This is a genomic window from Nonomuraea sp. ATR24, from assembly GCF_041950485.1.
GTDB lineage: Bacteria > Actinomycetota > Actinomycetes > Streptosporangiales > Streptosporangiaceae > Nonomuraea > Nonomuraea ceibae.
Genome location: NZ_JBGNUU010000001.1, coordinates 58,641 through 82,598 on the forward strand (window position 1 = coordinate 58,641; position 23,958 = coordinate 82,598).

The following is a 23,958-nucleotide window of genomic DNA, read 5'->3' on the forward strand; positions in this document are numbered from 1 at the left end:
ATACCAACTGCAGGATGGGGTCGGAGGGATGGGCGGCGCGGCGAAGACACTCCAGGTGGTCATGACGATGGCGGCCTGCGTCAGACCTCGTGGCGGAGTGGGCTGAACCAGATCGGTATCCAGCTGAGCGCCATGATCGCTGCGCCCGTCCACATTGCCGTCCCAATGCCCCAGACCTCGCCGAGAAGGCCCGCCAGCAGACCACCGACGCCGACCGCACCGATAAGGATCAGGCGCATGGTGGCGTTCATCCGGCCGAGCATCGGGTCGGGTGTGACTTCCTGCCGGAAGCTGACGAGCAGCACGTTGTTCACCCCTGTCCGGAAGCACAGGATGCTCCATGCGGCCGCCGAGATCCAGACGCTCCAGCCGACGAACGGCACCAGAAGCGCGAACGGCGCAGTGGTCATGCCGACGATCCACACGGCACGCCCGCGGCCGAGCCGCCGGCCGATCAGGTGAGCCGTCGAGGAACCGGCCAGCACACCGAGCCCGCCGACGGCAAGGTAAGCCCCGAGCACCCAGGCGGGCTGCCCGAGCTCGTCAACGAGCAGCACGGGCAGCAGCGTCGAGCAGAGCGGGAAGGCGAGGTTCGTCATGCCGCCTTGCGCCGCGATGGCGATGAGGACCCGGTTGCCGAAGAGGAATCGCACCCCCTCGCCGATCTGCCGTCCGAGTCGCTCGCCGGGTACGGGGGCGGGCGCGGGTTCGGGCTTGCTGATCCGGCGTAGCCACACGGCCGACCACAGGTAGGTGAGCGCGTCGAGCACGATCGCCACCGGCGCGCCCGCGAGAGCCACCAACACTCCGGCGGAGCTCCTGCCCCCCACGTCCATCGCCGCGCTCGTGCCGACGAGCACCGAGTTCGCGGCGGTGAGCCGGTCGCGGCCGACCAGGTGCGGGAGCGTGCTCTGCGAGGCGACGTCGAAGAAGAGCGTGCCGATTCCCGTCGCGATGGCGACGCCGTACAGCTGGGTCATCGTGAGAGCGTCCAGCCACCACGTGACCGTCACCGACACCAGAAGCACGGCGCGGACCAGGTCCGTCGCGATCATCACCGGGCGGCGCCTGACCCGGTCCACCCATGCTCCGGCGGGCAGGCCGAGCACGAGCACGGTGATGGTGGTGAGGGCGCTGAGCAGTCCCACTTCACCGGGCCCCGCGTCGAGGGCGATCACCGCGAGCAGGGGCATCGCCACGTAGCCGACCTGGGAGCCGAACTGGCTGACCGCCGACGCCAGGTAGAAGTTTCTGAAGGAGGGGTCATGCAGGAGCGGAGGCCCGGCGACAGTTGTCATAGCACCTAGATGATGGAATCCTCCGTCCGAGCGCCATTGATTAAGCAGAGGACGAATCGGATGGGCCTTGAGCTGACGTTCACCGCACAGGATGCGGCCAATGTCCGTTTCGCGGTTTCTCCTCTGTGGGAGGTCGTCGCCAGCGTGCGGGTGGCGAAGAATCCGGCCGCGCATGCCGTGCTCAAGCCCTGGGCCGAACGGGTGCGGCGGCGGCTCGCCGATGTCGACTGGCGGCTGCTGTCCGACCTGGTGCCGGTGCCGACGGTCTCGATCGTCGGCTTCGTCTGCCCCCCGCCCTCAACCGCCGTGCCCGACCTGGAGGTCGAGCTGGCCGGGATGGCGGCGATGGCACCCCTGGTCCAGGAGGGTCTCGACGTCTGGGACGGTCCGCGCACCCGAGCGCTCCAAGAGCTCTACGCCGACCCCGTGGGTGGCCTCGAACGGCTGGCCGAGGAGATCCGCGGCTACTGGGAAGCGGCCATCGCGCCCTACTGGCCGCGCGTACGGGCCCTGCTCGAAGGCGACGTGCTCTACCGCGCCAGGTTGCTGGCCGAGGGCGGCCTGCGGCGCATGCTCAGCGACCTCGACCCCGCCGTGACGTGGGAGGGAGAGACACTGCGCCTGCCCAAGACGGTCTGCGAAGGCGTGCGCCCGCTGGGCGGCCTGGGACTGTTGCTCGTGCCGTCGGTGTTCACCTGGCCGCGGGTCTTCTCCATCACGACCCCGCCCTGGCAGCCCACGATCCGCTACCCCCCGCGCGGCGTCGCGACGCTCTGGGAGCACCGCGAGAGCGACCCGCCACAGGCGCTGGCCGCCGTGCTCGGCCGGACCCGCACCCGGCTGCTGGCCGAGCTCGACCAGCCCGCCTCGACCAGGGAACTGGCCGCCCGCCTCGACCTGTCGGAACCAGGCGCGAACCAGCACCTCACCGCTCTCCGCAGGGCCGGGTTGGCCAGCGCGCACCGCACGGGGAGATATGTGCTCTATGCCCGTACGGCCGTCGCCGAGACGCTACTCGCCGGCGACGCGAGTCCCATACCGAGCGGTCACGAGTACGAACGGGCGGGAACCGCCGAAGTCCTCCACCCACCCCGCGCCCACTGACGACCAGGCCCCCAAGCGCCGCGTCAGACATTCCAGTTGCCCGGCCCGCAACCCTTGACGAATCAAATGAATGTTCTTTCAATTCTCCTATGGGGCGTATCGCAGGCGTCACCGCCGCGGAGACGCGGAAGCGGCTGCTGCGCGCGGCGGCCGACGCGTTCGCCGAGCGCGGCTACGACGGCACGCGCGTGGCCGACATCGCCGCCGCCGCGGGCGTGAGCAACGGCGCTCTGTACGCGCACTTCGGGTCGAAGGCGGAGCTGCTGGTGGCCGCGTTGCGGGCGCACGGGCCGACGCTGATGGCGGACCTGTTCGCCGCCCACCCGGACGAGCCGATCACGGACCTGCTGGTGGCGAGCGGGCGGCGGCTGCCCCGGCGGCGGGACGCGCTCGGCTACCTGATCGTCGAGGCGCTGGTGGCCGCCCGGCGCGACGAGGACGTGGCCGGGCCGATGCGCGACTACGTGCGCGAACGCGCCGACTGGATCACCCGGCTGGTGCGCGCCGGGCAGGACGCGGGCGAGCTCGACCCCGCGGTCTCCCCCGATGCGCTCGCGCACTTCTGCTTCCTGCTCGCGATGGGCAGCGCGCTGGTCACCCCCGACCAGCACGCGGTGGACGACGAGGAGTGGGTCGCGCTGCTCACCCGTCTCGTCGCCGCGATCACCCGTACCGGATCCACCTCAGCCACGGAGGCGACACCGTGAAAGTCCAGATCAACCCCGAACGGTGCCAGGGCCACGGCCGGTGCTACGACCTGGCGCCCGCCCTGTTCGGCGAGGACGGCGAAGGCTACGGGACGGTGCTCGGCGACGGCCTGGTGCCACCGGGGCGGGAGCAGGAGGCGCGGCTGGCGATGGCCAACTGTCCCGAGAAGGCCGTCGAGGAGGCATGAGATGACCGTTGACGACCGCTTCACCCGTGATTTCCGGGAGACCGACGGGGAGGAACCCCTGGGCACCCGGAACGAGATCATCACTGGCCCGGTCTCCGACTGGGCGACCGATTTCTCCCACTTGGAACCGGAGTGGGCGGCCGACCCGTACCCGATCCAGGACGACCTGCGGCAGCGCTGCCCGATCGCGCACACCGAGCGGTTCGGCGGCGGCTGGCTGCCGACGCGGTACGAGGACGTGGCGGCGGTGGCGTACGACACCGAGCGGTTCTCGTCGCGGTCGATCATCATGAGCAACTTCCGGCCGCCGCGCGAGCTGGCGCCGATGGGCGGCTCGCCGCCCATCTCCTCCGACCCGCCCTTCCACCACGACGCGCGCAAGCTGCTGCTGCCGGCGTTCACCAAGACGGCGGTCGCCAAGCAGGTGGACTCGACGCGGGCGCTGTGCCACGCGCTCATCGACGAGTTCGAGGGCCGCGACGTGGTCGACGCCGCCCGCGACTACGCCCAGCACATCCCGATGCGGGTGATCGCCGCCATGCTCGGCTTCCCGGCCGAGGACGGGCCGAGGTTCCGCGAGTTCATCGAGAACGTGCTCGAAGGCGTCAACCATCCGCCGGAGGAGCGGATCGAGCGGATGCAGCAGCTCTTCGACTACCTGCTGGAGCAGATCCGCGACCACGTCGACCGGCCGCGTGACGACCTGACGACCTACCTGATCAACGCCGAGCTCTACGGCCAGAAGCTGGACCCCTCGCACGTGGCGGGCACGATGGCGCTGCTGCTCATCGCGGGGATCGACACGACGTGGAGCGCGATCGGCGCCTCGCTGTGGCACCTGGCCAAGACGCCGGCCGACCGGGAGCGCCTGGTTGCCGAGCCGGGGCTGCTGCCGACGGCGATGGAGGAGCTGCTGCGCGTCTACGCGCCGGTGACGATGGCGCGGCTGGTCAAGGAGGACATGCACTGGCACGGCGTCGACATGAAGGCCGACGACTGGGTCCTGCTGTCGTTCCCGGCGGCGAACCGGGACCCGGCGCAGTTCGAGCGGGCGGGCGAGGTCGTCATCGACCGTCAGGTGAACCGGCACGCCGCGTTCGGGCTGGGCATCCACCGCTGCGTGGGCTCGCATCTGGCCCGGATGGAGCTGCGGGTGGCGCTGGAGGTGTGGCTGGAGCGCATCCCGGTGTTCGGCCTGGCCGATCCGGAGGCGGTGACGTGGGCGGCCGGCCAGGTGCGGGGGCCGCGCACGCTGCCGCTGACCCTGGGGCGGTAATGCCGGGAGAGGCCGGTCTCCGGTAGGTTGGCGCGAGGAAGCGCTTTCCCGCCGGAGGACCCCCGTGAGCATTTCCGACCTGGCCGACGTCCACGCCGCGTGGCTGCCTCCGGAGGCGTTCCGGGCGATCGGCTCGCGCCGCACCCTCGTGCTGGGCGGCGACGGCGTCGCCACCGTGCACGACGAGGTGGCGGCGGCCTGCGCCCGGTTCGGCGGCAGCGTGAACGACGGCGACGCCGCCGATCTCGTGCTCGCGCTGACGTCCGAGGCGGGGGCTCCCGCCGCCGACGGCATCGGCCCGGAGGGGTACGCGCTCGGCCGCCGCGACGGCGTCACCACCGTGCTCGCCGACGACCCGGCCGGGCTGCTGTACGGGCTGTTCCACGTGGTGCGGCTGGGCGAGGCGGCGTTCGGCGCGGACCGGCCGGTCGAGCACCACCGGCCCGCGCTGCGCCGCAGGATGCTCGACCACTGGGACAACGTCGCCGTGCACCCGGTGATGGGCCAGGTCGAGCGCGGCTACGCGGGCGGTTCGATCTTCTGGCGGGACGGCGGCCCGCAGGGCGACCTGGCCAGGGTGCGCGCCTACGGGCGGCTGCTGGCCGCGATCGGCGTCAACGCCATCGCCGTCAACAACGTGAACGTGCACGCCGCCGAGGCCCGGCTGCTGACCGACCGGCTCGGCGACGTCGCCGCGATCGCCGGCGAGCTGCGCCCGTACGGCATCCGCGTGCACCTGTCGGTGAACTTCGCCGCGCCGGTCACGCTGGGCGGGCTGCCGGTCGCCGACCCGCTGGACGAGGACGTGCGCGCCTGGTGGGCGGGCACGACCGCACGCGTGTACGAGGCGATCCCGGACTTCGGCGGTTACGTGGTCAAGGCCGACTCCGAGGGGCAGCCGGGCCCGTTCGCCTACGGGCGCACCCACGCGGACGGCGCGAACATGCTGGCCGACGCGCTGGCCCCGTTCGGCGGCGTGGTGCACTGGCGCGCGTTCGTCTACAACCACCGCCAGGACTGGCGCGACCGCTCCACCGACCGGGCCCGCGCCGCCCACGACCACTTCGCGCCGCTCGACGGGCAGTTCAGGGACAACGCGATCGTGCAGGTCAAGCACGGGCCGATGGACTTCCAGCCGCGCGAGCCGGTCTCCCCCGTGATCACCGCCATGCCGCGCACCCGCCTGGCGGTGGAGCTCCAGGTCACGCAGGAGTACACCGGCCAGCAGCGGCACGTGTGCTATCTCGCGCCGATGTGGAGCGAGGTGCTGGCCTTCGCCGACGTCGCGGACGTGGCCGCCGGGGGCGGGCTGGTCGCGGTCTCCAACGTGGGCGACGACCCGTACTGGACCGGCCACCCGCTCGCCCAGGCGAACCTGTACGCGTTCGGCAGGCTGGCGTGGGCGCCCCGCGCGGACCCGGCCGCGATCCTGGACGAGTGGATCGGGCTCACGTTCCCGCAGGCCCCGGCCGCGCTGCGGGAGACGCTGCACGCGATCATGGACGGCTCGTGGCGGACGTACGAGCGTTACACCGCCCCGCTCGGCGTCGGGTTCATGGTCAACCCGGGCGACCACTACGGCCCGTCGGTCGACGGCTACGAGTACTCGCCGTGGGGCACGTACCACTTCGCCGACCGTGACGGCGTGGGCGTGGACCGGACCCGCGCCACCGGCACCGGCTTCGCCGGGCAGTACCCGGAACCGTGGGCGGGGACGTACGAGTCGCTCGACCGGTGCCCCGATGAGCTGCTGCTGTTCTTCCACCACGTCCCGTACGGGCACGTGCTGCGCAGCGGGTCGACGGTGATCCAGCACATCTACGACACGCACTTCGCCGGGGCGCGGGAGGCGGCCGGTTACCGGGAGCGGTGGGCGGAGGCGGCCGGGCTGGTGGACCCGGCGCTGCACGCCCGGGTGCGGGAGCTCCTCGACGAGCAGGTCCGCTGCGCCGAGGAGTGGCGCGACCAGGTCAACGCCTATTTCTTCCGCAAGTCGGGGGTGCCGGACGCGCACGGCCGGCGCATCCCCTGAGGCTCGGTCCTCGCGCAGGACCAGGACGCCGCCGGGCGTCCTGCGGCTTCAGCGGGTGAACCTCTCCTCGATCTCGGCGATCATCGGCCGGCTGTTGCGCAGCAGCGCCGCCGCCACCGCGAAGGCGAGCAGCGCCAGCGCCGCCTCCGAGGCGACCAGCGTGACGCCGCCCGCCAGCACCAGCAGGCACAGGTTGCCGAGCGTGGCGCCGGGCGCGCGCACCAGGAAGTACGCCGCCAGCCGCGCCACGTCGGCGGTGCGGAACGCGTACAGGGAGGTGATCACCAGGGCGTTGGCGACCCACAGGGTGGCCGCGACGGCGACCACGACGAGGAGCGCCGCCCACCAGCCGGGCAGGCCGGAGGCGCCGAAGTTGGCCAGGGTGAGGCCCGCGACGGCCAGCCAGGCCAGCCACGGCGTCCAGATCTTCAGCACGCCGCCCGCGTTGGCCCGGTAGCCCCGCCAGAACGCGACGGCGGGCCGCAGGTCGGCGAGGTCGCGGGAGCGGCGGCGCAGCGCGTAGACGGCGGCGGACAGCGCCGGGCCCACGGGCAGCAGGCAGGCGACGGCCAGCGGGACGTTGCCGGGGTCGCGCTCGAGCAGGGTCAGCCCCGCCAGGCCGGGCACGACCCCGGCCAGGAACAGCAGCTCGATCGTCAGCAGGGTGTAGACGAGCGCGGCGGCCCGGGAGAGCACCCCCTCGCCGAACCGCCCGCCCGCCGCCGGGATCTTCGTCACGCTCAGCCGTGTTCCTTCTTGAACCGCTCGTAGGCGGTGTTGACCAGGTTGATGTAGCTGGTGGAGCTCTTGGCCTCCAGCTCCTTGACGTAGGCGTCCCACTCCGACAGCGGCCGGTCGCCCAGGATGAACTTGAGCGTGTTCTGGTCGACGTGGTCGCGCAGCGCGGTCTCCCACAGCGCCGCCTGCTCGCGCTCCTCGTCGGTGAACGGGCGCGGCGGCGGCACCGGGAGCGCCTGACGGGCGTTGATCACGGCCTGGAACTCCTTCTCCTCGTCGGAGAAGGTGGACTGGAGCAGCGACGTCCGGCCGCCGTAGGCGAACACGCCGTTGCTGAAGCCGAAGTCCTTCTGCAGGTGCTTGGAGCCGTCGGGGTTGAGCCCGATGAAGTCGACGTCCTCGTTCAGCTCGTACTCGCCCTCGCCGGCCTTGGTGTAGGTGACGCCCTCGACGCCCCACTTGGCGAACTCCTGGCCGGCGTCGGAGTACCAGAGCCAGTCGATGAACTGCATCATGGCGACGAAGTTCTCGCTGTCCAGCGCCTTCTTGGAGATCATGATGCCGTTCTCCAGGCGGTTGCCGGCCTTGACGTCGCCGAGCGGGCCCGTGGGCGTCGAGATCTTGACGAGCTTCGCGTCCGGGTCGAACTTCTTCAGCGGCGGCCGGTAGTCGTTGACCAGCGTCTGCGCGTTCGTGCTGATGACGAACGACTTGCCGCCGACGATCTTCTGGATGGCGGCGTCGTCCGACTGGGTGAACGACTCGGGGTCGAGCAGCTTCTCGGCCACCAGCTTGTTCAGGTACTCCAGCACGGCCTTGTACTGCGGCATGCTGCCGGTGAAGGCGAACTTCCCCGCGGCGGCGTCCCAGGTGGCGTGCTGGTAGCCCCAGCCGCCGGGCGCGCCGTGGGCGGCGCCGACGATGTTGAGCAGGTTGCCGCCCGGCGTCGGGACGCCCCACCGGTCGGTCATCGGGTAGAGGTCCGGATACTCCTGCTTGATGGCCTTGAGCAGCGTGTGGAGCTCGTCCCAGGTCTTCGGGACCTGGAGGCCGTGCTTGTCGAGGATGTCGGCCCTGACGGCCAGCGAGTAGTCGAGCCAGATGTTCTCGTGCAGGCCGGGCAGCAGGTAGAAGCGGCCGTCGGCCTGGCGGAGGGTGTCCAGGTCGGCCTTCATGTTCCACTTGGCGACCTTGTCCTGGAAGTGCGGCATCAGGTCGACGTAGTCGCTGACCGGCAGGATCGCGCCGGAGGCGACGAACGGCTCCTCCTGGTGCGGGTAGGTCTTGGGGATGATGAGGGGGGCGTCTCCCGCGCCGATGAGCAGGCTGCGCTTCTTCTCGTAGTCGCTGAGCGGCACCGTGACCGGGTCGAACGTCACGCTGGTGCGCTTCTCCAGCTCCGACCAGAACAGCCAGTCCTTCTTGAGCGCGTAGTTCGGGTGGTTGTTGTACAGGACGGAGAAGGTCAGCGGCACGGTGGCCTTGAACTGGTCGCCGACGGCGTACTTGGGCATCGCGCCCGCCTTGTTGCCCAGGCCCGGCTTCCCGGCGGCGGGCGCGGCCGGGGCCTCGCCGCTGCACGCGGTGGCGGCCAGGGCGAGCGCGCCGAACGTGAGGAGCGCCTGGCGGCGGGTGACGCGGCGGGTGACTCTGTGCATGGGGGGTTGCCTTTCCCGTGGGGAGACGGCGGCCCCTATCCCTTGACGGCTCCGAGCATGACGCCCGAGACGAAGTAGCGCTGCACGAAGGGATAGACGGCCAGGATGGGGAGGACGGTGAGCACGATGGTCACCGACTGGATGTTGGCGGCGGCCTGCGTCAGCTCCCCGGCCACGGCGCCGGCGTTCTCCACGCCCGTGGCTCCGGCGATGAGGTTGCGCAGGTAGACCGTCACGGGGAACAGCTCCGACTCGTTCATGTAGAGGAACGCCGCGAACCACGAGTTCCAGAACGAGACCGCGTAGAAGAGCACCATCGTGGCCACCACCGCCTTCGACAGCGGCAGCGTGATCCGCCACAGGATGCCGTAGGTGTTGAGCCCGTCGATGGCGGCCGCCTCCTCCAGGTCGTCCGGCAGGCTCTCGAAGAACGCCTTCATCACCAGCAGGTTGAAGACGCTGATCGCGTTGGGCAGCGCGATGGCCCACACGGAGTTGCGCAGGCCGAGGCTGGTGACCAGGACGTAGTTCGGGATCAGGCCGCCGGAGAAGATCATGGTGAAGACGGCGATCCAGATGAGCGCCGTGCGGCCCTTGAGGTGCTTCTTCGACAGCACGTAGGCGTAACAGGTGGTCAGCACGATCGCGACCAGCGTGGCGACGACCGTGTAGTACACGGTGTTGCCGTAGTTGCGCCAGAACATCGGGTCGGAGGCGACGATCTCGTACGTGGTCAGGTTGAAGCCGCGCGGGATCAGGTTCACCTCGCCCGCGCGGATGTACGTCTCCTCGCTGAACGAGCGGGCCAGGATGTTGAAGAACGGGTAGAGCGTGACGGCCACGACGCCGGTGAGGACGACGGCGTTGACCGCCTGGAAGACCCGGTAGCCCCGGCTCGTGCCGACTGTCACCACAGGCTCGTCCCTACTGTGCGGCGGGAGATCACGTTCGCCGACACGACCAGCACCAGGCCGATGAGCGCCTCGAACAGGCCGATGGCGGCCGCGTAGCTGAAGTTGCTGGACAGCACGCCCATCCGGAACAGGTACGTGGAGATCACGTCGGCGGTGGGGTACGTCAGCGGGTTGTAGAGCAGCAGGATCTTCTCGAAGCCCACGGCCAGGAACGTGCCGAGGTTGAGGATCATCAGGGTGACCGCCGTGGGCCGGATGCCCGGCAGCGTCACGTGCCAGATCTGCCGCCACCGGCCGGCGCCGTCCATCCGGGCGGCCTCGTACAGCTGCTCGTCGATGGTGGTCAGGGCGGCGAGGTAGAGGATGGTCCCCCAGCCGACGGTCTGCCACACCTCGGACGAGACGTAGATCGTCCGGAACCACTCGGGCTGCTGCAGGAACGTGACGGGCTCCTCGCCGAGCGACTTGAGCACCTGGTTGATCGGGCCGTCGACGGCCGTCATCTGCATGACGAGCGCGGCCACGATGACGACCGACAGGAAGTGCGGCAGGTAGGACACCGACTGCAGGAACCGCTTGAGCCTGCGGGTGCGGATCTCGTTCAGCAGCAGCGCCAGCACGATCGGCAGCGGGAAGCAGAACAGCAGCGTCAGCCCGCCGAGCATGAGCGTGTTGGTGAACACCGTCCAGAACGTCGGGTCGGACAGGAACATGTTGACGTAGCGGAGGCCGACCCACTCCTCGCCGAAGAGGTTGCCGCCGGGCTGGAACTTGCGGAAGGCGATGACGTTGCCGAGCATCGGCGCGTAGCGGAAGATCAGGAAGAACAGCAGCGGCAGGATCGCCAGTGTGTAGAGCTGCCAGTCGCGGCGCAGCGCCCGGCGCCAGGTGCGGTCCTGGGGTTTCACGACCGCTCCTCGGGCGCGATCCGCGTCACCGGCCGCAGCTTCCGGTCGTGCCCCACCTCGCGTTCCCGGCCGTCGAGGCGCAGCGGCAGCGCCGCCACCAGGTCGCCCGCCGAGCGCCCGAACCGCAGCTCGACGTCGCCGGGCTCGACGACGCGGCGGCCGCGCACGCCGGTGAACGCGGTGAGGTCCGCCGGGACGGTGAACGTCACCACCGCGCCGTCGCCCGGTTCCAGCGGCACCCGGGCGAAGCCGAGCAGGCGGACCACCGGCCTGGTCGTCTGGGCGACGGGGTCGTGCAGGTAGAGCTGGACGACCTCGGCGCCCGGCCGCTCCCCCGTGTTGCGCACGGTGATCTCGACCGTCGCCTCGCCGTCCACGGGCCACACGTCCGGCCCGACCACCCGCGCCCCGCTCCACTCGAACGCGCTGTAGCCGAGCCCGTGCCCGAACGGGTACGCCGGCGTCGGGTCGACCGACGACACCTCGCTGCGGCGGCCGAGCGGCGGCGACAGGTACGTGGCGGGCAGCCCGCCGGCGTCGCGCGGGACGCTGACCGGCAGCCGGCCGGACGGGTTCACCGCGCCGGTGAGCACCTCGGCCAGCGCCTGGCCGCCGAGCTGGCCGGGGAAGAAGCCGCAGACGACGGCCGCGGCGGCGTCCGTCCCGGGGCCGAGCGCGTACGGGCGGCCGGCGAGCAGCACCAGGACCACGGGGGTGCCGGTGGCGAGCACCGCGCGCACCAGCTCGGGCTGCACGCCGGGCAGGCGGAGGTCGGCGGCGTCGCAGCCCTCGCCTGAGGTGCCGCGCCCGAACAGCCCGGCCCGGTCGCCGACGGCGAGCACGCACACGTCGGCGGCCTCGGCGGCGGCGACCGCCGCCGCGATGCCGGAGGTGTCGTCGCCGCTGACGTCACAGCCCCGCGCGTACGCGACGCCGGGGACGAGGGCGTCGAGCGCCTGGCGCAGCGAGGGGACCTCCAGCCCGAGGCCGTGCTCCGGGTGGCCGCCGACGTGCAGGGGGAAGGAGTAGCAGCCGAGCATCGCCATCGGGTCGTCGGCCACCGGCCCGACCAGCGCGACCCGCGCGCCGGGGGCAAGCGGGAGGACGCCGCGGCTGTTGCGGAGCAGCACGACCGCCTGGCGGGCCAGGCGCAGCGCGATGTCGCGGCCCCGGTCGTCGTCCAGGCGCAGGTTCTCGACGTCGTCCGGCAGGGGCCGCCAGTCCGGGTCGAGCAGGCCGAGCTCGGCCTTCTGCGCCAGCACCCGGCGCAGCGCCCGGTCGATCAGCGCCTCGCTCACCGTGCCCGCCTTGACCGCGTCGATCAGCGGGGCGCCGAACGTGTCGACGGTGGGCAGCTCGACGTCGATCCCGGCGCGCAGGGCCAGCCCGGCGGCCTGTCCCCCGTCGGCGGCCAGGCCGTGCAGCTTCTGCAGGAACCGGACCGCGAAGTAGTCGGCGACGACCGTGCCGGTGAAGCCCCAGGTGTCGCGGAGCAGGCCGGTGAGCAGGCTCTCGTCGGCGGCCACGGGCAGGCCGTCGATCTCGGAGTAGGAGTTCATCACCGAGCGGGGGCCGCCCAGGCGCAGCGCCATCTCGAACGGCGGCAGCACCACGTCGGCCAGCTCGCGCGGCCCCATCGGCACGGGGGCCAGATTGCGCCCGCCCCGGGAGGAGGCGTACCCGGCGAAGTGCTTGAGCGTGGCGACGATCCCGGCGCCCTCCAGGCCGCGCACGTAGGCGGCGCCGAGCGTGCCGACGAGGTAGGGGTCCTCGCCGATCGTCTCCTCGGTGCGGCCCCAGCGGTAGTCCCTGGTCACGTCCACCACCGGGGCCAGGCCCTGGTGGACGCCGGCGGCGCGCAGGGAGCGGCCGATGTGTCCGGCCATCTCCTCGACCAGCGCCGGGTCGAAGCTCGCGCCCCAGCTCAGCGGGGCGGGGTAGACGGTAGCGCGCCAGGCGGCGAAGCCGGTCAGGCACTCCTCGTGCACCTGGGCGGGGATGCCGAACCGGCCGGCGGCCACGATCTCGGCCTGGGAGGCGGCCAGCGAGCGGGCGCCGGCGACCGGGTCTACCGGGGCGGTGCCGAACGGGCGGGTGAGCTGGCCCAGGCCGTGGGCGATGACCTCGCTCCACTCGACGCCCGCCATGTCCTCCTGGTGCGGGGCGACGCCGCCCCCCGACGCGTCGGCGCCCACCCACACCCCGGCGAGCTGGGCGACCTTCTCCTCCAGCGTCATGAGCGGGATCAGCGCCTCGGCGCGCTCCGCAGGGGACAGCCGGGGATCACGCCAGGGCTCGGGGGCGGTGTCGGTTGGCATGCCATCCCTTCGGCCGGCGGAATACGAAACTTTCGAGAAGATTCCGTTAATTGCGGCAACCTAAGGGGCTCGTCGTGGTGTGTCAAGAGTTGCGTCATCTGCCGTTATGCGTATAGTTCGGGACTGTCAGGCCGAAAATTGCGGGCCCTGACGGCAGGGGTTGCCCGAAAGTTTCCGAAAAAATAGGATGCCGGGCGATGACCACTCCCCGCTCCGCGACGATCGCCACCGTGGCCGGTGAGGTCGGCGTCTCCGTGACGACGGTCTCCAAGGTCCTCAACGGCCATCCCGACGTCGCGCCCGAGACCCGGGCCCGCGTCGAGGCGAGCCTCGCCCGCCACCAGTACCGGCGCCGGACCCGGCGCCGATCGTCCGGATCGGGCCAGCTCGACCTGGTCTTCCACGAGCTCGACTCGGCCTGGGCCGTCGAGATCATCCGCGGGGTCGAGGCCGTGGCCGCCACGGCGAAGGTCGAGATGGTGCTGTCCCAGCTCGGCGGCAAGCACCGGCCGCCCGCCGAATGGCTCAACGCCGTGCTCGCCCGCCGGCCGCTCGGCGTGGTGTTCGTGCTGTCCGGGCCCACCCCGGCCCAGCAGGAACGGCTCCAGCGGCAGGGCATCCCGGTCGTCGTCGTCGACACCGACAGCGCGACCGCCGCCTCCGTGCCGACGGTCGGCTCCAACAACTGGGACGGCGGCCTGCTCGCCACCCGCCACCTGCTGGAGCTCGGCCACCAGCGCATCGCGATCGTCTCCGGCCCCGAGGACGTGCTGTGCAGCCGGGCGCGCGTGGCCGGGTTCCGCTCGGCGCACGAGGAGGCCGGGCTGGAGGCCGACCCCGAGCTGGTCCGCTACGGCAACTTCTACATCGACGCCGGCTACGAGCACGGCATGGAGCTGCTGTCCCGCCAGGACCGCCCGACCGCGATCTTCGCCGGGGCCGACATGCAGGCGCTCGGCGTCCTGCGCGCGGCCCGGCGGCTCGGGATCGACGTGCCCCGGGAGCTGTCGGTGATCGGGTACGACAACCTGCCGATGTCCGAATGGATCGATCCGCCGCTGACCACCGTCAACCAGCCGTTGCGCGACATGTCGGGGATGGCCGCCCAGATGCTGCTCGACCTGGCGCGCGGCGCGGAGCTCGCCAGCAGCCGCATCGACCTGGTCAACGAGCTCGTCGTCCGCGCCAGCACCGCTCCACCGCCGGCGTGATCTACTCCAGGCGGGCCCGCTTCGGGAGCAGGAAGCCCAGGCAGAACGTGACGGCCGTGGCCCCGGCAGCGAGCAGCGTCACCCGGGCCGCCGCCTCGGCGAAGCCCGCCGTCCCGGCCGTGGAGAAGAACACGGTGCCGAGCACCGCCACCCCCAGCGACGCGCCGACCTGCTGGAAGGCCGACAGCATGCCGGACCCCGAGCCGACCTCGTGGTCGCGCAGCCCGCCGACGATGATGTCGAACAGCGGTACGAAGATCATTCCCATGCCGATCCCGTACACGACCAGGGGCCCGGTCAGGTCCCAGCCGTCGAGCGCGACGCCGATGCCGGTGAAGACCGCGTACAGCCAGCCGAGGCCGGTGGTCATCAGGGCGAGGCCGAGGTGCAGGATGCGGCGGCCGAGCCGGTTCATCAGCGCGCCGCCGAAGGCGGAGCCGAGGAAGGCGCCCACCGCCCAGCCGGACATGGCCAGGCTGGCGTCCAGCGGCGAGTAGCGGAGCCCCACCTGCAGGAACAGCGCCACCACGAGCGAGAACCCGGTGATCGAGCCGAAGAAGGCGACCACGAACGCGACCCCGGAGGCGTAGGAGCGCCGGGCGAAGACGCCGAGGTCGACCAGCGGCGCGCGGCCCCGGCGGCGGAGCTGGTGCAGGACGAACAGGGCGAGCGTGGGCACCGAGGCGGCCAGCAGGACGAGCGTCCAGGCCGGCCAGCCGAGCTCGTGGCCCTGGACGAGCGGCACGACGAGCATGGTCAGCCCCGCGCCCGCCAGCAGCGCGCCGGTGGTGTCGAGCCGGGCGCCCCGGGCGGTGGGCGGCACCGCGGGCAGCACCTTCCAGCCCACGGCCAGCGCGAACGCGCCCAGCGGCACGTTGATCAGGAACACCGACCGCCAGCCGCCTGCCTCGACGAGCAGCCCGGACACGATGGGCCCGAGGATGGTGGCCAGCCCGATCACCGGCCCGAGCAGGGCGAACGCCTTGCCGGTCCGCTCGCCGAACAGGTCGCGGATGAGGCCGAACGACTGCGGCACCATGAGCGCGCCGAACAGCCCCTGCAGCACCCGGGCGGCGATCATCGTCGCGGGCGAGAACGCCAGCCCGCAGGCCAGGGAGGCGACGACGAACCCGGTCACCCCGACCATCATCATCCGCTTGCGTCCGTACATGTCGCCGAGCCGCCCGCCGGTGAGCAGCCCGACGGCCATGGCGAGCGTGTAGCCGGCGACGATCCACTGCATGGTGGCGGCCGAGCCGCCCAGCTCGGCGCGGATGGCGGGGGCGGCCACGTTGCCGACGGTGCCGTCGAGCAGGTTGAGCAGGTCGGCCGCGAGGATCGCGAACAGCCCGGTCCAGCGCCTGGGCGGGGCGACGGCGACGGGCGCGGGGGGAGCGAGGACGGTCATGTGCTCGGCCCTTCAGTCGGAACGGAACGCTACATTCCCATAATAACAGAACGGAACGATCGGTTCCACAACTACAAGGCCCCCGGTACGTGACCGGGGGCCTTGGCGGTGAAGCGGGGACGCCTATCGGCGGCTGGACCAGAGCGGCTTGTTGTCCTTCGAGTAGACGATGACCCGGCCGTCGTTGCTCACCGACAGCCACGCGCCCGGGTTGCCCGCCGTCGGGCTCGTCCACAGGGCCTTGTCGTCACGGCCGACGACCACCCAGTTGCCCTCCCGCTGCATGATCGACCGGGCGCCCGGGTGACCGGCCGTCGGCGTCGTCCACAGGCTCCGCGTGCCGTCGTACAGCACCGCGTTGCCCTCGTCCTGCTGGATCAGCTTGTAGCGGCCGTTCGCCGACTGCACCCACTGCCCCGGCCGCAGCACGTGGCCCGACGGCAGCTTGCCGAAGTACGTGTGCGACGACCACAGCGGCGTGTTCTCCCGCGAGTAGATCACCAGGTTGCCGCTCTGCGCGGGCAGCTTCAGGTACGCGCCCGGGTTCCCCGCCGTGGGCGTGGACCACAGCGGCTTGTTCCCGGCGTCGTAGATGACGAGGTTCCCCTCCTTCTGCATGGTGGTGCGCGCACCCCGGTTGCCGGACGTGGGCGAACTCCACAGCGCCCTGGTGCCGTCGTAGAACACCAGGTTGCCCTCACGCTGCTGGACCAGCTTGAACCGGCCGCCGCCCGACGTGAGCGACTGCCCGGGCAGCAGCCACTCCCCCGCGCCCAGCCGGTCCTTCGCGGCCACCGCGGTCTCGGCGGTCACGGCCGCCGCCGGCTGCGCCGCCGCCGCCGTGGTGAACTGCGCCGCGACCAGCAACGAACCCGCCGCGACGACCGCCGCCCCCGCGACCGCCTTCTTGAAAGCCTTCACTGCTTCCTTCCCCGATCATGTAGGCGAAACAACGGGTGGAAACCCTGGCAGGCGCGCTTGGCGTTTCGTTGGCGTCGCAGCTCCTAGCCGATCCTTAGCCCGCCCTTAGCGGCCCCCGCCATGCTGTGGCGGATGGATCTCCTGGAGTTTCGCCTGCTCGGGTCCATCGACGCCTGGAACGGGGGACAGAGGCTGGAGCTGGGGCCGCGCAAACGGCGGTACGTGCTCGCCGCGCTGCTGCTGACGCCCGGCACGCCCGTGGCCGTGGACCGGCTGATCGGCGCCGTATGGGACGGCAGCCCGCCCGACAGCGCCCGCGTCACCGTGCAGGGCCACGTCTACCGGCTGCGCAAACTGCTCGGCGACGAGCTGCTGGAGACGACGCCGACCGGCTACGTGCTGCGCGTCGAACCCGAACGGGTCGACGCGCTGCGGTTCCGCCGGCTCGTGGCCGAGGCCGCCCAGGCCGGCGACCGGCGCGGCGCCGACCTGCTCGACGAGGCGCTGTCGCTGTGGCGCGGCCCCGCCCTCGGCGAACCGGGGCTGGCCGCCGCCATCGACCTGGAGGAAGCCAGGCTGGCCGCCGTCGAGGACCTGGCCCGGCGCCGCCTGCGGCTCGGCGAGCCCGAGCGGGTCGTGGCCGCGCTCCGCACCGCCGTCGCCGCCGGTCCCCACCGGGAACGGCTGGTGGCCCTCCTCATGACCGCCTTCTACCGCCTGGGCCGCCAGGCCGAAGCCCTCGACCTCTACGAACGCACCCGCGCCGGCCTCGCCGCCGACCTCGGCGTCGACCCCGGCCCCGAACTCCGCTCCACCTTCGAAGCCGTCCTCCAACGCACCCTCTGACACCCGCCCCCAAGACAGGGAGACACCCGCCCTCCTCGGGAAAGCGGGGTGCCCTCCCCTCCGGCGGGGGTGCCGGCCTGTCGGGGCGGGCGCGGCGTCTTCCCAGGGTGGGCGCCGTCCACCAGGGCGGGGTGGTGGGACCTGGGTCAGGGGGTCATCCCCAGGTCGAGGCCGCCGCTCTCCAGGGCGGGGGCGCCGTCCCTCAGGTCGGGGGTGGTGGGGTGGAGCCAGGGCGGGCGGGCGCCGAGGGCGCGGAGGCAGGTGCGGGCGCGGGCGGCCAGGGGAGCCGCCTCGTCGGGGCGGCCGTCGCGGACGAGGCAGGCGGCCGCCGCCAGCATGGCGTCGGCCTCGTCGAGCCGGTGGCCGAGCTCCCGGTGCAGCTCGGCGGCCCGCAGCGCGTCTCCGGCCGCCCCCTCCGGGAGGCGGGCCGACACCGTGAGCGCCTGCCCTTCCAGCCGCCGCAGCTCGTGCGCGCGGGCGAGCTCGAGCGCCTCGGAAACGCGCCGACCGGCCTCCCCGGAGGTCCCCGCGCGCTGCCGCAGCGTCGCCAGCAGGAGGTGGGCGCGGGTCTTGGGGTACGGGTGCGCCCCCCGCTCGGCGTAGGAGGCGACCACCCGCTCCAGGAGCGCGCACCTGACGTCGAGGTCCGCGGTCTCGTCCACCCAGGCCAGCGTGGACAGGGCCTCGTCGTGCTCGCCCGCGACCCCCCTGCCGCGCGTGGAGTCGACGGCCCGGCGCGCGTGCTCCACGGCGGCGCCGACGTCGCCGCGCAGGTAGTGGGTCATGGCGACGCTGCCGTAGGCCGCCGCCTCCCGGAAGCGCGAGCCGAACTCCGGCTCGCCGCCGAGCGCCACCCCGAACGCCTCCTCGGCCGCGCCCAGGTCGCCGAGCGCCAGGTGCACGTCCCCCAGGATCGCGTACGCGCGCCCGCGCCACGACCGGCTGCCGCCGAGCTCCCGGAACAGGTCGATGGCGCGCCGCTGCTGCTCCAGCGCCTCCCCGGCCCGTCCCTGCCACAGCAGGGCGAGGGCGTGGTTCTCCAGGGTGGCGGCCAGTTTGGCCGACGGTTCGAGCTTCTCCCAGACGCGGATGACGCGCTCGTAGTGGCGGGTGCTGCCGGCGAGGTCGCCGCGGCTGGTGCCCGCCGTGGCCAGGTTGGTCAGCGTCATGAGCACGCCGGGCGTCCAGCCGATGTCCTCGTAGTGGGCCGAGGCGCGCTCGTAGTGGGCGATGGCGGCGTGCGGGTCGTTGAGCACGAGCCGGGCGTTGCCCAGCGTGTGGTGCATGCTGCCCTGCCCGGCGGTGTCGCCGGCCTGTTCGGCGGCGCGCAGCCCGGCGCGGGCCAGGGAGAGGATCACCTCCAGGTGGACGCGCCCGTTCATGAACGCGCGCAGCACCTCGATCAGCCGCCACAGCATCCGGTGCGCGCCGAGCTGGATCGCCTGGTCGAGGACGGCGAGCAGGTTGTGCTGTTCGGCGTCGAGCCAGGCGCGGGCCCGGGCGGGGTCGTCGAGCGGCTCGGCGTCGAGCGGCGGGTCGTCGGCGGTGAGCGGCAGCAACTCGTTGGCGGGCGCGAGGAGGGCGGCGGCGGCCCGCGCCGTGTGCAGGTAGTAGGCGTGCAGGCGGGTGCGGGCGGGCTCGTCGTCCGGCTGCCGCCGCTCGCGCGCGTACAGGTGGATCAGGTCGTGCAGGCGGAAGCGGCCCGGCGCGTGCTCCTCGATGAGGTGGGCTGAGGCGAGCGCGCCCAGCAGGCGCGTGGCCGTGGCGGCGTCGGCGCCGGCGAGCCGGGACGCGGTGGCCACGGTGAAGTCGCAGCCCGGCGCCAGCCCGAACCGGCGGAACAGCAGCGCGGCGTCGGGGGCGAGCGAGGCGTACGAGCGGCCGAAGGCGGTGGCGACGGCCGCCCGCGGGTCGCCTTCGACGCTGAGCGTGCGCCACCGGTCGGCGCGCAGCTCCGCGGTGTAGCTCTCGACGCCGAGGCCGGGCCGGGCGGCGAGGTTGGCGCCCGCGATGCGCAGGGCGAGCGGCAGGTGGCCGCAGAGCCCGGCCATCTCGGCGACCGCCCCGGGCTCGGCGCCGATCCGGTCGGGCCCGGCCACGTCGGCGAGCAGGTCGCGGGCCTCGACGGGGGTGAGCGTGCCGAGCGTCAGGCTGCGGGCGCCCTCCAGGGCGACCAGGCCGCGCAGGCTGTCGCGGCTGGTGACGATCACGGCGCAGCCGGTGCCGCCCGGCAGCAGGGGGCGCACCTGGCCGGCGTTCGCGGCGTTGTCGAGGACGACGAGCAGCCGCCGGCCTGCCGTGAGCGAGCGGTAGAGGTCGGCCTGTTCGGTCGCGCCCGCCGGGACGGAGCCGACGCCGAGCGCCCGCAGGCAGCGGGTGAGCGCGCGTTCGGGCGGCACCGGGTCGCCCTGGCCGTAGCCGTTGAGGTCGACGTGGAGCTGCCCGTCGGGGAACTCGGCCGCCAGCCGGTGCCCGGCCCGCACGGCCAGCGCCGACTTCCCGGCCCCGGCGGCCCCGGTGACGAGTACGATCTGGCGCTCGCGGAGCAGCGCGCAGAGCCGGTCGAGCTCGGCCCGGCGGCCGGCGAACCCGGCGGTCTCCATGGGGAGCTGCCTCGGCACCACCCGCCCGCCCGCCGGAGCGGGCGAACCAGACGCGGACGAGCTGGACGCGGGCGAGCCAGGCGCAGTCGAACCGGGCGCGCGCGAACCGGGCGACGTCGTCTGCGGGTGGCCGGTCGTCAGCACCACGCGCCCGGCCGACGGCGGCGGGGCGCCGGACAGGATGCTCGCGTGCAGGTCGCGCAGGCGGGGCCCGGGGTCCACGCCCAGCTCGTCCGCGAACAGCCGCCGGACCTCCCGGAACAGCTCCAGCGCCTCCGGCGCGCGCCCGCCGTGCCACAGCGCGACCATGGCCAGCTCGTGCGGCCGTTCGCGGAACGGCTGCTCGTGCCGCAGCTCCCGCAGCACGACCGGCACCTCGTGGTGGCGGCCCAGCTCGGCCAGCGCGGCGGCGTACTCCTCCAGCAGCGCCCACCGCTCCTCCAGCAGCGGCCCGCGCACCCGCTGGTCGACCCAGACGCCGCCGATGCCCTGGAGCGGCTGGCCGCGCCACTCGTCCAGGGCCCGCGACCAGGCGCGGGCGGCGTCGGCGGGCCGGGCGGCGGCGCGCCCTTCGGCGGCCAGGCGGCGGAACCGGCCGAGGTCGACCCGGTCGGCGGGCACGGCCAGCGCGTAGCCGGCCGCGCCGCTGTCGATCAGGTCACCGGCGGCCTTGCGGAGCTGGGACACGTGCCCCTGCACGATGGTCTTGGCGGTCTTGGGCGGTTCGTCGTCCCACAGGGCCTCGCTCAGCCGCTCCACGGACACGTAGCCGCCGAGGTGCGCGGCGAGCAGCCCGGCGACGCACCTCTGCTGGGCTCCCCCCAGCGGCACCCCCGAACCGCCGCCGTCCCGCACCTCCACCGGGCCGAGCACGCGGATGTCCACAACGTCCGAGCATAATCACGCGGGCGAGCCGGGCGAGTTGATCAGGCGGGCGCCTTCATCAGCTCGCGTGAGACCTCGCCGAGGACGCCGCCGACGCCCCGGTCCAGGGCGGCCTTGGCGTGGCGGACGGCGTCCAGCGTGTTGCCCGCGGCGCTGGGCGAGTCCTCGACGCTCATGCGCACCTCGACCTCCAGCGGCGACCCGCCGAACCCCTCGCCTTCGAGGCGGATGTAGGCGACCTTGCGGTCCTCCAGGAACGGGATGTAGTCGGCGCCGACGTGGGCGGCGGTGCCCGCGCCCGCGACCTTGGTGGCCCGCTTGGTCTGCATGCTCGCGGGGTCGAGCAGGTTGAGGAAGTCCATGTTGCCGCCGCCGAGCAGCTGGTAGCCGTCGCCGAGCCGTACCCCTCCCGAGGTGAGGGCGTCGACGAGCGCGCGGTGCACCAGCGTGGCGCCGAAGGAGCTCTTCAGGTCGTCGCCGACCAGCGGCAGCCCGGCGGCGGCGAACCGGGCGGCCCACTCGGGCGAGCGGGCGAGCACGGCGGGCATGCAGTTGACGTAGGCGCAGCCGGCCGCGAGGGCCGCCTCCGCGTACATCTCGCTCTCGCGCTGGGCGCCGGCCGGCAGGAAGCTGACCGCGACGTGGGCGCCGCGCAGCCGTTCCGCGGCCTCGTGCGGGGCGGCCACCTCGACGCCGAGGCAGGGCACGTCGGCGAACTTGCGCGCGTTGTTGGGCGCCGCCCAGATCGCCTCGGACAGGTCGAGGCCGATCTTGCCGGGGTCGGCGTCGAAGGCGGCCGTGAAGCGCACCTGGGAGACGGCGTAGCCGGCGCAGATCGGGTTCCGCAGGCCGGGGGCGTCACCGTCGCGGTAGTACTCCACCCCCTGGACGAGGGAGGACGCGCAGTTGCCCACGCCGATCAAGGCCACGTTCACAGTCGTCATGCGTGGATTTTCCCGTATCCGCAGGTTCGCGTGGCCCAGTCCACGGAAGGGCCTTTCACGTGACACGTATCGCGATCGTGGGCAGCGGATTCGGCGGCTTCGCCTGTGCCAGGCTCCTCGAACGGCGGCTGCGGCCAGGCGAGGCGGAGATCGTCCTCATCACGCCCAAGGACTACAGCCTCTACCTGCCCCTGCTGCCCCAGGTCGCCGCCGGGGTGCTGCAGCCGCGCTCGATCGTGGCGCCGCTGCACACCAAGCTGCGTCACGCCAAGCTGCTGCCGGGCGTCGCGATGGACGTGGATCTCGACTCCCGCACGTGCGAGGTGTTCAAGATCAGCGGGGAGACCGTGCGGGTGCCGTTCGACGTGATCGTGCTGGCTCCGGGCAGCAAGACGCGCACGTTCGACATCCCGGGCCTGTCCGAGCACGCGCGCGGCATGAAGACGCTGGCCGAGGCCGTGTACCTGCGCGACCAGGTGATCGCCCAGCTGGAGCTGGCGGCGATCGCCCACGACGCCGAGGAGCGGGCCTCGCGGTGCGGGTTCCTGGTGGTGGGCGGCGGCTACTCGGGCGTCGAGACGGCGGCGACGCTCCAGCTCGTCACCCGCAAGGCGCTGCACCGCTTCCCCGGCCTGGACCCGGGGCTGGTCCGCTGGACGCTGATCGACATCGCGCCCAAGCTGATGCCGGAGCTCGGCGAGCAGCTCGGCGCCGCCGCGATGCGGCTGCTGCGGCATCGCGGCATCGACGTGCGGCTGGGCGTCACGGTGGAGCGGCTGACGGGCGAGTCGGCCGCGCTCACCGACGGCACCACGCTGCCCACGCGTACGGTCGTCTGGACCGCCGGGGTGACGCCGAGGCCGGTGGTGGCGAGCCTGGGCACCGAGACGGTCAAGGGACGGCTGGTGGTCGGCACCGACCTGGTGGTGCCGGGGCACGGCGGCGTGTTCGGGCTGGGTGACGCGGCGGCGGTGCCGGACCTGACCAGCGCCTCCGGCCTGCCCTGCGCCCCGACGGCGCAGCACGCCCACCGGCAGGCGGCGACGGCCGCGTACAACGTGGTGGCGGCGCTGCGCGGGCGGCCGCTGCGCGAGTACCGGCACCACGACATCGGCTTCGTCGTGGACCTCGGCGGCGCGGACGCGGTGGCCAGGCCGTTCGGGATCGACCTGGCGGGCCCGCCCGCGCAGCTCGTGACGCGCGGCTATCACCTGCTGACGGCGCCCACCGGCCGTTCCAAGCTGCGCATCGGCGGCGACTGGCTGCTGAACGCGATCACCGGCGACGACCTGATCAGGCTCGACTTCCTCCAGGACACGCCGGGCACGCTCGACGACCTGGAGCACATGCCGATCAGGCGGGGCCAGAGCCGGGAGCGGGCAGGGGCACCCCCACGGTGATCTCGTTGCCGAGCTTGTGCTCGCCGAGCAGCCCGAGGTCGTCGCCGCTCCAGAACCGGCCGGGGTCGTACCAGTTGGGGCGCCGGCCCGCGGGCAGCAACCCCATCTCCTCGTACGTGACGGCCACGATCTCGGCGCAGTAGGCGCGCTCCAGCGTGTGCTCGCGCTCGCGGCGGCGCAGTTTGGGCACGCGGCCGCGCAGCCAGCGCCCGGCCAGCCGGGCCGTCGAGGGGAACGGCGTGCCGTCGAGCCTGGCGACCGCGCGCAGCGCCGCGTCCTCCATCTCGCGGGTGGCCTGCGGTTCGAGCTGGCGCAGCCAGGCCCGCTGGCCGTAGCGGGCGGCCCAGACGGTGACGGCGTCGCGCAGGTCGTGCAGTTGCACGCCCCGGTGGTGGCCGCCGGCCCACAGGTCGGGCAGCGACCTGCCGAGCTCGGCGTGCCACATCATGGGCGGCAGGTCCTCGATGACGATCGCCATGCCCACGTGGTTGACCGGGCTGTTGGTCATCGTCTGGATGGCCCGGTCGGGCACCGAGCGCCCGCGGAAGACCCACAGGTCACCGGTCCTGGTCAGCTCAACGGCCTCGTCGAGAGTCAGC

At 72.9% G+C, this 23,958-nt stretch carries 19 protein-coding genes; 8 read left to right on the forward strand and 11 right to left on the reverse strand.

All coding sequences use genetic code 11. From position 1 onward, the window contains the following. Nucleotides 1-80: 80 nt before the first annotated feature. A complete protein-coding gene (locus tag ACBI99_RS00285; RefSeq protein ID WP_375071390.1) occupies nt 81-1,472 on the reverse strand; it encodes an MFS transporter in 1,392 nt (463 codons plus the stop codon). Between ACBI99_RS00285 and ACBI99_RS00290 the strand changes: the two genes are divergently transcribed. From ACBI99_RS00290 to ACBI99_RS00310, 5 genes are all read left to right on the forward strand, one after another. Then, nucleotides 1,449-2,402 carry a DUF5937 family protein gene (locus ACBI99_RS00290; protein ID WP_375071391.1) on the forward strand — a complete coding sequence of 318 codons (954 nt, stop codon included), beginning with the start codon at nt 1,449-1,451 and terminating at the stop codon, nt 2,400-2,402. The two genes, ACBI99_RS00285 and ACBI99_RS00290, sit on opposite strands and share 24 nt — an antisense overlap. A gap of 89 nt (nt 2,403-2,491) precedes the next feature. Beyond that, the gene (locus ACBI99_RS00295) at nt 2,492-3,109 is read left to right on the forward strand and encodes a TetR/AcrR family transcriptional regulator (RefSeq protein WP_219518249.1); all 618 of its coding nucleotides are present in this window, start codon (nt 2,492-2,494) and stop codon (nt 3,107-3,109) included. After that, on the forward strand, nt 3,106-3,297 hold the full coding sequence (locus ACBI99_RS00300) for a ferredoxin (RefSeq protein WP_219518247.1): 192 nt from the start codon (nt 3,106-3,108) through the stop codon (nt 3,295-3,297). The genes ACBI99_RS00295 and ACBI99_RS00300 overlap by 4 nt, the downstream gene beginning before the upstream one ends. Nucleotide 3,298: 1 nt before the next feature. After that, complete coding sequence (locus ACBI99_RS00305; protein ID WP_219518246.1) at nt 3,299-4,573, forward strand: cytochrome P450; 1,275 nt, start codon at nt 3,299-3,301, stop codon at nt 4,571-4,573. A 64-nt stretch (nt 4,574-4,637) separates the two neighbouring features. Then, a complete protein-coding gene (locus ACBI99_RS00310) occupies nt 4,638-6,605 on the forward strand; it encodes an alpha-glucuronidase (protein ID WP_375071392.1) in 1,968 nt (655 codons plus the stop codon). A 48-nt stretch (nt 6,606-6,653) separates the two neighbouring features. Here the strand turns inward: ACBI99_RS00310 and ACBI99_RS00315 are convergent, their stop codons facing one another. The 5 genes from ACBI99_RS00315 to ACBI99_RS00335 are packed head-to-tail and all read right to left on the reverse strand — an operon-like array spanning nt 6,654 to nt 13,141. Beyond that, entirely contained in the window at nt 6,654-7,343 is a 690-nt protein-coding gene (locus ACBI99_RS00315; protein ID WP_375071393.1) for a hypothetical protein, read from the reverse strand. Between the two features lie 2 nt (nt 7,344-7,345). Further along, nucleotides 7,346-9,001, reverse strand: coding sequence for an extracellular solute-binding protein (locus tag ACBI99_RS00320; RefSeq protein ID WP_375071394.1), 1,656 nt, complete (start codon nt 8,999-9,001; stop codon nt 7,346-7,348). Between the two features lie 35 nt (nt 9,002-9,036). Beyond that, the gene (locus tag ACBI99_RS00325; protein WP_357585670.1) at nt 9,037-9,912 is read right to left on the reverse strand and encodes a carbohydrate ABC transporter permease; all 876 of its coding nucleotides are present in this window, start codon (nt 9,910-9,912) and stop codon (nt 9,037-9,039) included. Next, nucleotides 9,909-10,823 carry an ABC transporter permease gene (locus ACBI99_RS00330; protein WP_375071395.1) on the reverse strand — a complete coding sequence of 305 codons (915 nt, stop codon included), beginning with the start codon at nt 10,821-10,823 and terminating at the stop codon, nt 9,909-9,911. The genes ACBI99_RS00325 and ACBI99_RS00330 overlap by 4 nt, the downstream gene beginning before the upstream one ends. After that, nucleotides 10,820-13,141, reverse strand: a complete 2,322-nt coding sequence (locus ACBI99_RS00335) for a glycoside hydrolase family 3 N-terminal domain-containing protein (protein ID WP_375071396.1) — start codon at nt 13,139-13,141, stop codon at nt 10,820-10,822. Before ACBI99_RS00335 ends, ACBI99_RS00330 begins: the two co-directional genes overlap by 4 nt. A 197-nt stretch (nt 13,142-13,338) precedes the next feature. Here ACBI99_RS00335 and ACBI99_RS00340 point away from each other — a divergent pair, with 197 nt between their 5' ends. Next, nucleotides 13,339-14,352 carry a LacI family DNA-binding transcriptional regulator gene (locus tag ACBI99_RS00340; RefSeq protein WP_219519780.1) on the forward strand — a complete coding sequence of 338 codons (1,014 nt, stop codon included), beginning with the start codon at nt 13,339-13,341 and terminating at the stop codon, nt 14,350-14,352. Nucleotide 14,353: 1 nt separating this feature from the next. Here ACBI99_RS00340 and ACBI99_RS00345 read toward each other — a convergent pair whose 3' ends face one another. Continuing rightward, nucleotides 14,354-15,760: a DHA2 family efflux MFS transporter permease subunit gene (locus ACBI99_RS00345; protein ID WP_375071397.1), complete on the reverse strand. Its 1,407-nt coding sequence runs from the start codon at nt 15,758-15,760 to the stop codon at nt 14,354-14,356. Nucleotides 15,761-15,883: 123 nt separating this feature from the next. Further along, nucleotides 15,884-16,681 (reverse strand): hypothetical protein, encoded by a 798-nt coding sequence (locus tag ACBI99_RS00350; protein ID WP_219519773.1) that lies wholly within the window; start codon nt 16,679-16,681, stop codon nt 15,884-15,886. A 132-nt stretch (nt 16,682-16,813) separates the two neighbouring features. Here ACBI99_RS00350 and ACBI99_RS00355 point away from each other — a divergent pair, with 132 nt between their 5' ends. Beyond that, nucleotides 16,814-17,527, forward strand: coding sequence for an AfsR/SARP family transcriptional regulator (locus tag ACBI99_RS00355; protein WP_357585662.1), 714 nt, complete (start codon nt 16,814-16,816; stop codon nt 17,525-17,527). Nucleotides 17,528-17,673: 146 nt separating this feature from the next. On the opposite strand, the gene ACBI99_RS00360 is transcribed toward ACBI99_RS00355, so the two are convergent. Together ACBI99_RS00360 and ACBI99_RS00365 are read right to left on the reverse strand one after the other, a co-directional pair. Continuing rightward, nucleotides 17,674-21,015, reverse strand: coding sequence for a BTAD domain-containing putative transcriptional regulator (locus ACBI99_RS00360; protein WP_375071398.1), 3,342 nt, complete (start codon nt 21,013-21,015; stop codon nt 17,674-17,676). 41 nt (nt 21,016-21,056) lie between these two features. Further along, nucleotides 21,057-21,959, reverse strand: a complete 903-nt coding sequence (locus tag ACBI99_RS00365; protein WP_375071399.1) for an inositol-3-phosphate synthase — start codon at nt 21,957-21,959, stop codon at nt 21,057-21,059. A gap of 59 nt (nt 21,960-22,018) precedes the next feature. Between ACBI99_RS00365 and ACBI99_RS00370 the strand changes: the two genes are divergently transcribed. Next, nucleotides 22,019-23,359 carry an NAD(P)/FAD-dependent oxidoreductase gene (locus ACBI99_RS00370; RefSeq protein WP_219510204.1) on the forward strand — a complete coding sequence of 447 codons (1,341 nt, stop codon included), beginning with the start codon at nt 22,019-22,021 and terminating at the stop codon, nt 23,357-23,359. On the opposite strand, the gene ACBI99_RS00375 is transcribed toward ACBI99_RS00370, so the two are convergent. Further along, entirely contained in the window at nt 23,313-23,957 is a 645-nt protein-coding gene (locus tag ACBI99_RS00375; RefSeq protein ID WP_219510251.1) for a hypothetical protein, read from the reverse strand. The genes ACBI99_RS00370 and ACBI99_RS00375 overlap by 47 nt on opposite strands. Nucleotide 23,958 lies beyond the last annotated feature (1 nt).

Excerpts from the sequence above, each read along its gene's own strand:
- ACBI99_RS00285 (WP_375071390.1), bottom strand. The coding sequence starts at position 1,472 with ATGCGCGGCCGGATTCTTCGCCACCCGCACGCTGGCGACGACCTCCCA.
- ACBI99_RS00295 (WP_219518249.1), top strand. The coding sequence starts at position 2,492 with ATGGGGCGTATCGCAGGCGTCACCGCCGCGGAGACGCGGAAGCGGCTG.
- ACBI99_RS00305 (WP_219518246.1), top strand. The coding sequence starts at position 3,299 with ATGACCGTTGACGACCGCTTCACCCGTGATTTCCGGGAGACCGACGGG.
- ACBI99_RS00320 (WP_375071394.1), bottom strand. The coding sequence starts at position 9,001 with ATGCACAGAGTCACCCGCCGCGTCACCCGCCGCCAGGCGCTCCTCACG.
- ACBI99_RS00335 (WP_375071396.1), bottom strand. The coding sequence starts at position 13,141 with ATGCCAACCGACACCGCCCCCGAGCCCTGGCGTGATCCCCGGCTGTCC.
- ACBI99_RS00340 (WP_219519780.1), top strand. The coding sequence starts at position 13,339 with ATGACCACTCCCCGCTCCGCGACGATCGCCACCGTGGCCGGTGAGGTC.
- ACBI99_RS00345 (WP_375071397.1), bottom strand. The coding sequence starts at position 15,760 with ATGACCGTCCTCGCTCCCCCCGCGCCCGTCGCCGTCGCCCCGCCCAGG.
- ACBI99_RS00355 (WP_357585662.1), top strand. The coding sequence starts at position 16,814 with ATGGATCTCCTGGAGTTTCGCCTGCTCGGGTCCATCGACGCCTGGAAC.
- ACBI99_RS00365 (WP_375071399.1), bottom strand. The coding sequence starts at position 21,959 with ATGACGACTGTGAACGTGGCCTTGATCGGCGTGGGCAACTGCGCGTCC.